Here is a 12,281-nt window from a genome sequence, read left to right on the forward strand (position 1 = left end):
GATACCTTCGTGTTCGTAGAGCAACTCGCTGAGGAAAGAGTAATTGCACCCCCTGTATTTGGTTTGAGCGAGTTGCACCACCAGCTGGCGGACCTCATCTGGGATGGCATGGGCTGGCTTACGGCCGCGGTTTCCGTGGGCCAGGGCAGCAGGTCCATGTTCACGCAATTTGGCCTTAAGCCTATAGACCTGCCGCTCGCTGAGGTTCAGGATAAAGGCCGCATAGCTCGTGGTAATTAATCCGCTTAATGATTGCTCCAATATTTGGATACGGCTTAATTCTTTTTGAGACAAGGTGACCCACTCCCTGCTCATACTGACATTTTCACTAATGATTTTCACCCTGACAATATCACAGACGAATCACAAAAAATTAAAAAATTTATTGACGGGATGGAAGGATTTTGTTATGATGTTGCCGAATACAAAGTGACAACTGAGTCACATATCATATTAAGGAGGTACAAGGATGGGTTTGTCTTGGTCTTGGATAAGCGATCTGGCTGCCCGGCGCGCTGCGCTTACGCCGCAAAGACGGGCAGTCTACGACCGGGTCACAGATAGGTGGTACACTTACGGGGAACTCAACGAGCGGGCGAACAGGCTGGCAAATTATCTTAGAGACGGCCTCGGCCTGGTTGCGGGAGACCGTGTGGCGGTTCTCACGCGCAACCGGATAGAGTGCTTCGATATCTTTTTTGCCACCCAAAAACTCAACCTGATCAATTTTCCGCTGAACATCCGACTCACGGCGGCTGAAATGGATGAAATGCTCTTCCAAATTGAACCGCGAGTGCTCTTTTTTGAGGGTGAGCTAGAAGAGAAAGCAGCCTCTCTTCGCTATCCTTTTCCCACCAAAATTCGGCTGGGAAGCAATCGAGTGACAGTTATGGAAGCGCAGGAATACACAGGTGTACTTTCCTCGGCGAGCGCGCAACCCCCGCACGTAGAGCCGTTTTCTTGGGAGGACACCCACCTCCTGCTGTCGACCGGAGGCACAACCGGCCTGCCGAAGGCAGCAATGATACCACATCGCATGGTTTTTGTAAACATTGTCAACGAGGTGCTGACCTGGAACATCACCGATAAAGATTCCGCGCCTATTATTCTGCCCATGTTTCATACCGGCGGGTGGCACATTCTGACGCTCCCCCTTTTGGCTGCAGGTGGGCGGATATATATCGACCGAATTTTCGACCCTGAATGGGTGTTACAAATCATTGAACGGGAAAGAACTACATTTTTGTTCGGTGCACCCACGATGTTTTTAATGATCGCCGAAAGCCCCTCGTTTGCCAGGGCGGATCTTTCCTCGCTCCGAATGGCAATGGCGGGTGCAGCTCCCTGCCCTAAAGAAATCATGGAACTCTACTGGGATAAAGGGATTCCTTTCGTAAAAGGCTACGGTCTTACCGAAGCCGGGCCGAACAACGTTTCCATGCTGTGGGAGGAGATGGACAGGGAACAGGTTATGAAAAAGTGGGCCTCGGTGGGCGTGCCGTTCCTTTACAGCCCGGTTCGCATAGTAGACGAAAATGGTCAGGATGTTTCGGTGGGCGAGGTAGGCGAGCTGTGCATTTCCGGACCGCAGATCTTCTCCGGATACTGGCGCAACGAAAAGGCCACCGTGGAAACAATCGTCGACGGGTGGGTGCATACCGGTGACCTAGCCTGCCGCGACGAAGACGGATATATATATATCGTCGACCGCAAAAAAGATATGTTCATTTCCGGGGGTGAAAATGTTTATCCCGCCGAGATTGAGGCAGTTCTGGTTACCCACCCCCAGATCCGCGAGGCCGCTGTGGTAGGGGTCCCCGACCCGAAATGGGGGGAAGTGGGGAAAGCCTTTGTGGTCCTGAAGTCACCCGGCCTGACCCCGGAAGAGATTATTAAATTCTGCCGTACGAAGCTGGCCGGGTATAAAGTGCCCAAATACGTGGAAATTATAGACGCCCTGCCGAAGAGTTCGGTCGGCAAAGTATTAAAGAGAGAGCTCAAAAAATTCGGTCCACACCTTGCGCGGGAGGATCACCAACGATGAGCGTAACTTCAACACACGAACCTATTGGGCTAGTCAACTATGGAATTTATTTACCGGATAACTATTTAACTGCGGAAGATATTTCCCGGCTTACAGGTATTCCCGCGGAAATAGTGGAAAAGAAGATGGGTATTGAGAAAAAACACCGGGCGGGGACAGATGAACATGTCTCTGATATGGCCGTAGAAGCAGCGCGAAGGGCCTTAAACGGCATTGATCCTGAAGAAATTGACGCCATAATTTATTTCGGCAGTGAGTACAAGGACTATTACGTTTGGTCCATTGCCACTCACATCCAAGAGCGCATCAAGGCTAAAAACGCCTTTGCCTTTGAGATCATGTCTCTTTGTGCTAGTTTCGCCGTAGCAGTAAAAGTGGCAAAGGATATGCTCTTGGCCGACCGGGAACTGAACACGATCTTGCTAGTCATGGCTACTAAGGAAGGCGATCTTATTAACTACGAGAATTTGAGTACTAGGTTCATGTTTAACTTCGGCGATGGCGCGGCTGCATGTATATTGCGCCGAGGTCACGCAAAAAACCAGGTGCTGGGCTCAGCCATCTTAACCGACGGTCGTTTCAGCTTAGACGTTTACGTACCCGTCGGCGGTTCGAGAATTCGCCCTACTATGGAAACCGTTCGAAAAAAAATGTATTTGCTTGATGTCCGGGACATTGAAGACATGAAGAAAAATTTGGACCCGGTTTCCTTACCCAACTTTCTAAAGGTGATAACCAAGGCTTGTGAACGAAGCGGCTGTACCACGAAAGATATCGCCTTTCTTGGGATTACCCACATGAAGCCTTCTATGCACCAAGCGATTCTTAAGGCTTTGGGCTTGCCGGAAGAGCGCTCTGTATATTTGAAAAACCACGGCCACATTCAAGCAGGGGACCAGCTGATTGCCCTTTGGGAAGCCGAGCAAAAAGGTCTTTTGAAAGATGGTGACCTTGTCGTACTCTCCGGTGCCGGGACAGGATACACTTGGTCGGCCACCTGTCTTCGGTGGGGGACGGCAGGCGGCGCTGCTGGGGCGAAAGGCGGGGAGGATCAGTGGGCGAGTAGTCACTATTCGGACAGGTACTAATCAATGGCGTTTTAAATTTCGAGCTTTATGCCTTGACGGCTACGTAGATGGCTTTGCAGCGTTGTCCCGAAAATCGTGGAAAATGAAGGTGGCGGTCCCTCAGGCCCCTGTGGTATAACAGGGGTGAACCAACCACAAACAAAAGGAGGTAACCGCCACCAATGCCAGTATATCACAAAACGGCCAAAAACCAAACACCCCCTTATTATTGACCTCTCTGTCCTACCTGACCATGTACAGATATCCCTGCAGGAGGTTTTAGGCAGTGCCAAGGATGGCCTCTTGGCCCTCTCCGCTGCCGTAGGACTGCGCGTCCTTAGCGCTATGATGGAGGCTGAGGTAACCGAGACAGCCGGCCCTAAAGGTAAACACAACCAAACCGGCGAGCCGTGCGCCACGGGACCGAGAAAGGCAGCGTGGTTTTGGGGGGCCGTAAAGTAGCTATCCGGCGGCCACGGGTACGCACCAAAGATGGCAAAGAAATAAGGCTTAAGACCTACGAGGCTTTTCAGGATGATAGCCTCATCACCCAGTCGGTTTTGGGGCGCATAATTTACGGCTTATCCACCAGGCACTACGAGCGCGGACTTGAGCCCATAGGCGAAGATGTGCCCGCTCATGGAACCTCCAAAAGCGCCATCAGCCGGCGATTTATCCGTGCCACACGCAAAGCTTTGGAAGAGTTGCTCAACAGGTCTTTGGAGGGCAAGCGCTTCCTGGTGCTGGTAATTGACGGGGTTGTGTTCGCTGGACATACGGTAGTAGTTGCCTTGGGCATCACGGCTGAAGGAAAGAAGGAGATTCTGGGTTTGTGGGAAGGAGCTACGGAAAATGCTGCTGTCTGCAAGTCCCTGCTTACCGACCTCGTGGCCCGCGGCTTGAAGGTAGAAGGAGGCATACTGGTGGTCATAGACGGCTCCAAGGCCTTGAGGCTCGCGGTCAAAGAAGTCTTCGGAGAACAGGCCGTAGTGCAGAGGTGTCAGGTACACAAGAAGCGTAACGTGCTGGAACACCTGCCCAAGGAAGCCCAGGGATGGGTGGGCAAAAAGCTAAACCAGGCCTGGGCAGAAAAAGACTACCGCAAGGCTCTCACAGAGCTGTCCAGGCTGGCTACTTTGCTCGAGGAAAAATATCCCGGAGTAGCAAGGAGCCTGCGCGAAGGGTTAGAGGAAACGCTTACCGTCATCCAGCTAGGCTTGCCAGAGGCCTTGCGGAAAAGCCTACGCTCTACGAATATGATAGAGACAGCTTTTGACAAGGTTAGGGTTGTTACCCGGAACGTAAAGAGGTGGCGCAATGAGGTGCAGATCTTGCGCTGGGCTGCAGTCGGGCTGCTCCAGGCGGAAAAAGGTTTTCAGCGGCTTAAGGGGTACCGAGAGCTACCGTTGTTAGCCGAAGCACTGCTTGAAGCTATCCCTGCTCCAAAAAATACCATGGTGCTGAAAGCGGCCTAAAAATCGCGAAAAAGGGCGCCACCGAAATTCCACGATACCTACGACATGCCCCATAGCTTTGGCCTCCGGGGTGGTCGGGATCTTTAACCTGGCCCACGGTGACTTTTTGATACTCGCCGCTTACTTTAATTTCTTTATGTGGATTGATGTTAATAACCGGATTACAAGTGGATTGGAGGAAAAAAACAATGCAAAAAGTGCTTGGCATTTCCGGCAGCTTGAGAGAAAACGGCAATACGGAATACTTGGTCCGCTACGCTTTAGAGCTTTTCGACCAGACCTCTTTTAAAACGGAGTTTATTTCTTTGCAGGGCTTGACTATCAGGCCCTGTCGGGGTTGCTACGGGTGCAAGAACACGGAGGAGTGTACCCAAAAAGACGACGACTTCAACTTTGTCTACCAAAAGATGGTGGAGGCAGACGGATTGATCATCGGCTCCCCGGTCTACTTCAGCTCAGTCCACCCTCAGCTGATGGCGCTACTGGACAGGGCCGGCTTCGTCCGTCTATGGTCGGGGAAACGGTTTTCCGGAAAAGTGGGCGGTCCGATCACAGTAGCGCGGCGGGCCGGCCACAACATGGCTTTCGCCCAGCTTTTACTATGGTTCTTTATTAACGACATTATTGTTCCCGGCTCCAGCTACTGGACCGTGGGGGTAGCCGGAGCCAGCGGCGCCCGCGACGCAGCCAAAGACGAAGAGGGGCTTAACCACATCAGAAGGTTTGTGGAGAATATGACTAAGGTGATGAAGGCCCTGCGGGTTTGGGGTTAATAAACTCCAGAAACCTCGTAAATTAAATCTTCCGGGAGCACAATCAGATTCAAGCATAAGAACGGGAGCAGCACAGGCCTTGTGAGGTATGAGGCCAGGCGGTTTCTCCCTATTCAGATACTCCATCATCTAACGAGACTTCTGAAGAACTAGCTCATATTCCTGAAGGGGTACCTACAAAATGGAATAATGGTCATGAGCACTCCAAATCACCAGCTGCAGCCTGTCGGGCCGCCTGTCCCGGGAGTAGCCGTACCCGGCCAGCTTATAATGGACCCAGAATTTTTAGACAAAAAAACGGGGGTTTTAGAACCAAATGTTTGTTCGCAAGCAATATTTGCCGGAATTCAAAAGCAAAATCGTACTGGAAATTCTCAGAGAGGGAAAGACCCTCTCGCAGCTCTCATCAGAATACGGGGTCCATCCCACTCAACTGAAGAATTGGAAAGAAGGAAGTACTCGAAAATCTGCCCCAACTGTTTGACAAAAGAAACATAGAAGCAATGAAAAAAGATTATAAAAAGCAAATCCAGGATTTGTATGCCGAAATCGGACGCCTGACCACCCAGTTATCCTGGTTGAAAAAATCTGACCTCCAGCATGACTCGTGAACAACGCATGGCCCTGGTTGAGTGGGGCAACCCGATCCCTATTGCTACGCAGGCTGCACTTTTGAGTCTAAGCCGCACAAGTCTTTACTATAAGCCTGTAGGACCTTCACCTGAGGAAGTTGCTCTCAAGCACCGCATTGATGAAATTTACACGGAACACCCATATTATGGTTCCCGGCGGATTACAGCCCAGCTTCGCCGCGAAGGCTTTGAAGTCAACCTTAAGGCAGTACAGCGACATATGCGAGAAATGGGCATCGCCGGCATCCATCCCGGCCCAAACCTGAGCAAGCGCGCTCAGCAGCACAGGATTTATCCTTACCTGATTAGAGGCCTTGAATTCACCCGCCCAGACTCAGGTATGGGGCATAGACATTACCTACATTCGCCTGCAAAAGAGCTGGGTATACCTGGTAGCAATTATAGATTGGTACTCCCGTTATGTGGTTAGTTGGGAAATGGACCTCTCGCTGGAAGTCTCCCTCTTGCTGAAAGCAGTCAAACTGGCTCTGGCCAGGTCACGGCCGGAAATTATGAACAGTGACCAGGGAAGCCAGTTCACGAGCCCGCAATACATAGAGCTCTTAAAAAATGCGGGGGTACAAATCAGCATGGACGGTAGAGGCAGAGCAATGGATAACATTTTTGTTGAGTCCCTCTGGCGCAGCCTGAAATACGAAGAAGTTTACCTACATGACTACGCCAGTCCCCGCGAAGCCAGGCGGAGGATTGCCTGCTACCTGGACTTCTATAACCATCGCCGCCCACATCAGTCACTGGGTTACCAAACGCCTGCGGATGGTTATGCACAGTCAAGCCATAATATACAAAAGGAGGTGGCCATAACCAGGGATATTATAACAGAAATGGCAGTACAGGAGGCTTTATAACCCTAGTCATCCTTTCTCCAATGAAGTTAACCAAACACATGTTGAGTTCTTAAATTTTCAAAAAACTATCTTGACAATGGGGTCCACCTTAGCTTACCGGACCCGGAGCCCTCAAAATAGGTGGAGGTGGTGTCCCAGAAAGCCAGGTCCAGCTCGCAGTCAAATAGGCTGCGCACCCGCCGGAAAAGAAACTCCTCGATTTCTTCCTTGTGCTCGGCCAGAAAGTCCAGTGCGTGGTAAAGGTGCGACGGAAAGAGGGGTTTACACAAAATATTTTCACTCCCGCCTTGCTGATTTTGCTAGCAATGCTGCCGAGCCCCGGATGGGTTCATGTATGGTAACTTCGCTGTAACTACAAGGGTGTAGACTAACGCAAGAAAAGTCTAAAATTAATAAGGTCAGGGGGTGTTATGGCGAGAAACCGTAAGTTCTTACCATTTATTTACTTTAAAAGACAGGATTAAAACTTTGAGCACTAATGAAAGGTGGGAAAGCAAAATGCGGAAAATTTTGTTTAGTATGTTTTTAATTGCAATATTAACTGTGACAGCAGCCTGTGGTGGTGCAAAGGCTGGTAAAAATACAACTGGAGAAGGTAAAAAGCCAATTAAAATTGGCCTGCTTATGTCGCTCAGCGGTGCCCTGGAAAGCTACGGCAAGCAAACGGTTAACGGTTTTGAGCTCGGATTGGATTACGCCACCGGCGGCAAGAGGGAGGTTGCTGGCAGGCCCATCCAAGTGGTGGTGGAGGATACTACCACCAAGCCGGATGTAGCCAAGCAGAAGGCCTTAAAGCTCCTGGAAGAGGACAAAGTGGACATACTGGTGGGGTGCTCCAGTTCGGCCGATGCGCTGGCCGTCCTGCCCCTGGCTCAAGAGTACAAGCGCATCATGGTCGTAGAGCCGGCGGTGGCAGACAGCATTACCGGCGCCCAGTGGAACAAGTACATCTTCCGCACGGCGCGTAACTCTTCCCAGGATGCTCTGGCCGTAGCTTCGGCCATAGCCTTCGCCAAGCCCGGCGCCAGCGTGGCCATTTTTGCCCAGGATTATGCTTTCGGCCGTGAGGGTGCGGCTGCCTTTGTAAAAGCCGCGGAGAAAAAGGGCTTAAAGGTTAGCCAGCAGGAATTCGCCCCCTTAAACGCCACCGATTTTACAGCTTACATTCAGCGTATTATCAACGCCAAGCCCGATTACCTCTATGTCATCTGGGCCGGCAGCGCCAACACGCCCTGGAAGCAGATAATGGACATGAAGGTACCGGAGAAGGGCATCCGTATTATGACGGGTACGCCGGACCTGGCCACCCTGAAAGCCATGTGGGGGATGGAAGGTCAGGAAGGGTTCTCAGTGTATTACTACGGCCTGCCCAAAAACGAGATAAATGACTGGCTGGTACAGGAGCACAGGAAGAGGTTCGGGCAGCCTCCCGATCTCTTTACACCCGGCGGCTTCTCCGCAGCTGTAGCTATTGTAAAGGCCCTAGAAAAAACCGGGGGTGATACCAGTGCCGACAAGCTCATTGAGGTTATGGAAGGCATGAGCTTTGACACGCCTAAGGGCAAAATGACCTTCCGTAAAGAAGACCACCAGGCCCTGCAGACGCTCTACCATATTCGCTTTGAAAAGAAGGAGGGGTTTGACTACCCGGTGCCCACCCTCATCAGGGAGATCAAGCCCGAGGAAACGGAGCCACCTGTTATGAATAAGCGTTAGGTGTTAGAGCCGGTTAAAAGCGCTGCTGCTGGGACTTTCCCCGCGGCAGCGCCATCCCGGCAGGAAAGGAGGAAGGCAGATGCTCCGGCTGCTAGTGCTGTTGGAGAGCAAGCTTGCCGTACCCTAGCCGGAGGAATGTGTCTAGCTCAGGCCTCTTTTAAGGCACAAAGCTGGAGAAAGTGGTGGAAGTACCCCCTGACTGTGATCTGTGCCAGTGCTAGGTACGGTAAGACCACGGCTGCTGCGCGAATTTTGCCTCTCCTGGGCCTGATTCAGCTCGGGGCCGGAGGATGCCAACGCTTTTGCCCTAGCTAACTTATCTCGCTGGGACCAGTGAAACCTTTTATGCCTGGTACTGTGGGGCGGTTTGCGGAAGGATTAAGCGGCCTGGTTAGCGTAACCTAGGAAAACCTCTCGGCGCTTTTGCATTTATAAGGAACGAAGGGGTATTACTCTCGATAACTGGCACATTCTGAGCGGAAATAAAGGGGTAAGATTACTTCTCAACAGCTTTCTCGCCGCCAAGCCTCCATGGCTAAAGGTGGTTATCCTGCCCCGTGAAACTCAGGTTGCCGCCAGTTTTCCCGGCGGGCTGGCGCGGGCATTTTCCTGCGAAACAGCCCTGTGGTGTGATGGGAGGGTGTTGGGCAGTGTCCAAAGCTTTAGTAAACGGTGTGGAAATATATTACGAACTGGACGGGTCAGGGGAGGAAACGGTGGTCTTTCTCAACGGAATAATGATGAGTACCGTCAGCTGGGCCGACAGTGCTAGCTTTTACCTGAATGCTGGTTATCGTCTTCTGCGACTTGATTTTCGGGATCAGGGGAGATCAGGCAGGTCACCGGAGGATTATGGAATTGAGCAGCATGTCGAAGACTTGAAAGGCCTTTTTGATCTTCTAGGCTTAAAGCATGTTCACCTGGTGGGGATATCCTACGGGGGGCAGGTGGCCATGCTTTTTGCCCTGAAGTACGGCTACTTGCTACAGAGCCTAGTCCTAGCCAACACGACGGCCAGGCTTACTAGGCATCTGAGGGCTATTGGTAGTGCCTGGGAAGAGGCGGCCCGCCTGGGCGATGCGGGTAAGTTTTTCCGGCTGGCCATGCCTTTTATTCACTCGAGCAGTTTCTACGAGGCCCGGCATCATTGGATAAACGAGCGGGAAGAGCTTTTCAGGAGGAGCCTCGACAAGGAGTGGTTTGAAGGCTTCCTGAGGCTTATCCGCAGCCATGGTAGTAGTTTTGACCTGCTTGATAGGTTAAAAGAGATACGTGTCCCCACTCTAGTTCTAGGAGCAGAAAGGGACGTGGTCACGCCGCTGGAGGAATTGAGAATGCTTCATGAGCGCATTGAGGGCTCTCTTTTTATAGTTATACCAGATGCGGGGCATGGTTCTTTATACGAGAAAGCCAGGGAGTTCCACACCGCCATTCTGGGTTTTTTGTCTGTGCTTAAGACCTCCCAAGCGTCAATGGAAATGTCAGGTTGAGACCGTCGCGAAACCACAAAAAACAAAGTCCCTCTAGATGCTCGAGTTAGATTTTAACAATTATTCTTTTCATCAAACAGTTGGGGCGGATTTTCGAGTACTTCCTTTTTTCCAATTCTTCAGTTGAGTGGGATGGACCCCGTACTCTGATGAGAGTTGCGAGAGGGTCTTTCCCTCTCTGAGAATTTCCAGTACGATTTTGCTTTTGAATTATATTGCTTGCGAACAAACATTTGGTTCTAAAAACCCCCCGTTTTTTTGTCTAAAATCTGGATTAAAATTCTGGATTAAAATTCTGGATCCATTATGTCCCCTACCGCGGCTATGCGCGGCATTTTCGAAGCCCTAGACCTCCCCCTGCTGCCCAGGGTGTACGAGGCCCGGTTGAGACGGGGGAGGACCAAAAACTAGGTACACGCTTACTTTCCCCCAGGAGCGGAAAGTCTCGCGGCAGGCGGCTTTTCGCCTTGTAAAAAAGCGGTACTGCCGAACTCAGGGTAAATAACTCAAACCTGAAGAGACGGAGCCGCCAATAATGATCAAGCGTTAGCAAGTGATTCCAGGTGCTGCCGCAAGTACTTTTTGCGGCAGCACCTTTCCATAAGGAGGGTGAGTTACGTGCTCCGGCCGCTGGTACTACTCAAAAGCAAGCTGGTCGCGCCCAGGCCCGGGGAAGGCATCTGGCTGAAGCCTTCGTTAAAAGGCAGGCTTGAAAGGTTGATAGAGTATCCCCTCACCATAGTTTGTGCTAGTGCCGGTTATGGAAAGACCACCGCAGTGGTCAAAATGCTTAGTGATTTAAGAATACCCTTTGCCTGGTTTAGCCCAGGGCCGGAGGATGCCAGCGCCTTTGCTCTAGGTTGGTACCTTGCCGGAGCCCTTGAGTCTCTTGTACCAGGTATTGCAGAGCAATTTTCCGGTATGCTGGCCGGAAGACAAAACGTGGCGAAGGAAACCATTTTGGAGCTATTGCTTTCCTGCCTTGAGGAAAAAGGCCGAGTAGGAGAAGGGGTATTGGTTATCGACGACTGGCACACAGTAGCCAGCAGTGAGGAAGCGAGATGGTTCTTCGACCATTTCCTTGCCGGTAAACCGTCCTGGCTGAAAACGGTTATTCTCTCCCGCGAGAAGGTTAGCCTTGCATATGTATGCCGCGAGTTGGTAAGGGGGAATGCCCTTAACATAGGAGAAAAACACCTCGCCTTAAGTAGGGAAGAAGTTGGTGAGTACCTGGACTACTCTGGCAACGTTCCTCTGGTTAAATATGCAGACCTTATCTACGGTTACAGTGAAGGCTGGATCATGGCCGTAAAACTTTTAGTCAAGGGGCTAAGAGAAGGAGCCATCTCCCTGCCCTTAAGGGGATTGGAGGATACTGTTGCAGGCTTAAGCGAGCTTTTTGAGTTTTTAAGCCTTGATGTGCTGGAGCGTCAGGAACCTGAGGTGAAAACTTTTCTCTTGCAGTCATCCGTACTGGAGTTCCTGAGCGTGCCGGCATGCAATGCCCTAATGGGTGCCTCTTTTTCTCCAGAGCTTTTGCAAAAAGTGTATGAGAGGGGTCTCTTTTTAGTCGAGCTGGAAGGAGGTCTTTATCGCTACCATAACCTCTTCCGGGAGTTTTTACGCCGGGAGGGGCAAAAACGAATTCCTAACTGGGAAAGCCTTCACTACCGCGCGGGATCCTATTGCCTCCAGGAGGGTCGGTTAGAAGAAAGCCTCCAGCATTTCCTCCAGGCCCGGCAATGGGCCGATGCCGCTAAGGTTCTTTCACGCATGAGTTATGAACTCGTTTACAGTGGGCGGGGGCAACAGTTACGCCTTTACCTGGAAAAGCTTCCTGCGGAATTGAGGCGTGAAGCCGATTTTTTGCTTGCCTTAGGCCTAAGTTTGACACCTAAACTATAAAAATCCCGAAAACACAAGGCTTCACGAGGAAAAAAGATAGACGTACCACAACATTTACCTTATTGTGGCAATACCACTATTCTATTACAGATACCTCAGAAGGTGGTCTTATCCCGAGAACTCGGAAGGCCTCATAGGCATTCCCAGGCAACTCGGTGCGGCAAAGATACTTCACGCCCTCTAAGACAAGCTCCACGGCTTTCAGGTTCTTTAAGTCCCGCAGAAGGTAGGTGTACTCCGCCTTGCTTTCTGCCAGCTTGAGGCACCTGTAAAGGGCCGATTCCAGCACCAGGGCCAGGAAACAAACCAT

At 51.2% G+C, this 12,281-nt stretch carries 8 protein-coding genes and 4 pseudogenes; 8 read left to right on the top strand and 4 right to left on the bottom strand.

What is annotated here, in order from left to right:
* Nucleotides 1-315: helix-turn-helix domain-containing protein (locus G454_RS21025; protein ID WP_245574413.1), on the bottom strand; the 315-nt coding region annotated here is incomplete at its 3' end.
* Nucleotides 316-469: 154 nt separating this feature from the next.
* On the opposite strand from G454_RS21025, the gene G454_RS0113285 reads away from it, so the two are divergent.
* The 5 genes and pseudogenes from G454_RS0113285 to G454_RS22915 all read left to right on the top strand — a co-directional run.
* Nucleotides 470-2,044 (top strand): class I adenylate-forming enzyme family protein, encoded by a 1,575-nt coding sequence (locus G454_RS0113285; RefSeq protein ID WP_035107883.1) that lies wholly within the window; start codon nucleotides 470-472, stop codon nucleotides 2,042-2,044.
* Complete coding sequence (locus tag G454_RS19230) at nucleotides 2,041-3,132, top strand: 3-oxoacyl-ACP synthase (RefSeq protein WP_084413506.1); 1,092 nt, start codon at nucleotides 2,041-2,043, stop codon at nucleotides 3,130-3,132. The genes G454_RS0113285 and G454_RS19230 overlap by 4 nt, the downstream gene beginning before the upstream one ends.
* A gap of 324 nt (nucleotides 3,133-3,456) precedes the next feature.
* Nucleotides 3,457-4,586, top strand: a pseudogene (locus G454_RS19235) (IS256 family transposase).
* 188 nt (nucleotides 4,587-4,774) lie between these two features.
* Nucleotides 4,775-5,359, top strand: a complete 585-nt coding sequence (locus G454_RS0113300) for a flavodoxin family protein (RefSeq protein ID WP_027718998.1) — start codon at nucleotides 4,775-4,777, stop codon at nucleotides 5,357-5,359.
* Nucleotides 5,360-5,675: 316 nt separating this feature from the next.
* Nucleotides 5,676-6,747: pseudogene (locus G454_RS22915) on the top strand (IS3 family transposase); the annotation flags it as partial.
* Between the two features lie 178 nt (nucleotides 6,748-6,925).
* Here G454_RS22915 and G454_RS0113310 read toward each other — a convergent pair.
* Nucleotides 6,926-7,129, bottom strand: coding sequence for a hypothetical protein (locus G454_RS0113310; RefSeq protein WP_027718999.1), 204 nt, complete (start codon nucleotides 7,127-7,129; stop codon nucleotides 6,926-6,928).
* A gap of 250 nt (nucleotides 7,130-7,379) precedes the next feature.
* On the opposite strand from G454_RS0113310, the gene G454_RS0113315 reads away from it, so the two are divergent.
* Both G454_RS0113315 and G454_RS0113320 read left to right on the top strand, forming a co-directional pair.
* Nucleotides 7,380-8,576, top strand: a complete 1,197-nt coding sequence (locus G454_RS0113315) for a substrate-binding domain-containing protein (RefSeq protein WP_281168480.1) — start codon at nucleotides 7,380-7,382, stop codon at nucleotides 8,574-8,576.
* 650 nt (nucleotides 8,577-9,226) lie between these two features.
* Nucleotides 9,227-10,066: an alpha/beta fold hydrolase gene (locus tag G454_RS0113320; RefSeq protein ID WP_027719001.1), complete on the top strand. Its 840-nt coding sequence runs from the start codon at nucleotides 9,227-9,229 to the stop codon at nucleotides 10,064-10,066.
* Between the two features lie 105 nt (nucleotides 10,067-10,171).
* Here the strand turns inward: G454_RS0113320 and G454_RS22920 are convergent.
* Nucleotides 10,172-10,264: pseudogene (locus G454_RS22920) on the bottom strand (hypothetical protein); the annotation flags it as partial.
* A 420-nt stretch (nucleotides 10,265-10,684) separates the two neighbouring features.
* Here G454_RS22920 and G454_RS0113325 point away from each other — a divergent pair.
* A complete protein-coding gene (locus G454_RS0113325; RefSeq protein WP_027719002.1) occupies nucleotides 10,685-11,971 on the top strand; it encodes a winged helix-turn-helix domain-containing protein in 1,287 nt (428 codons plus the stop codon).
* A gap of 76 nt (nucleotides 11,972-12,047) precedes the next feature.
* Here G454_RS0113325 and G454_RS21830 read toward each other — a convergent pair.
* Nucleotides 12,048-12,281: pseudogene (locus G454_RS21830) on the bottom strand (hypothetical protein); the annotation flags it as partial.

The organism is Desulfovirgula thermocuniculi DSM 16036 (assembly GCF_000429345.1).
In the GTDB taxonomy this organism is placed as follows: domain Bacteria; phylum Bacillota; class Desulfotomaculia; order Desulfotomaculales; family Desulfovirgulaceae; genus Desulfovirgula; species Desulfovirgula thermocuniculi.

Coding starts and splice junctions, on each gene's coding strand:
- G454_RS0113285 (WP_035107883.1), top strand. CDS start 470: ATGGGTTTGTCTTGGTCTTGGATAAGCGATCTGGCTGCCCGGCGCGCT.
- G454_RS0113300 (WP_027718998.1), top strand. CDS start 4,775: ATGCAAAAAGTGCTTGGCATTTCCGGCAGCTTGAGAGAAAACGGCAAT.
- G454_RS0113315 (WP_281168480.1), top strand. CDS start 7,380: ATGTTTTTAATTGCAATATTAACTGTGACAGCAGCCTGTGGTGGTGCA.
- G454_RS19230 (WP_084413506.1), top strand. CDS start 2,041: ATGAGCGTAACTTCAACACACGAACCTATTGGGCTAGTCAACTATGGA.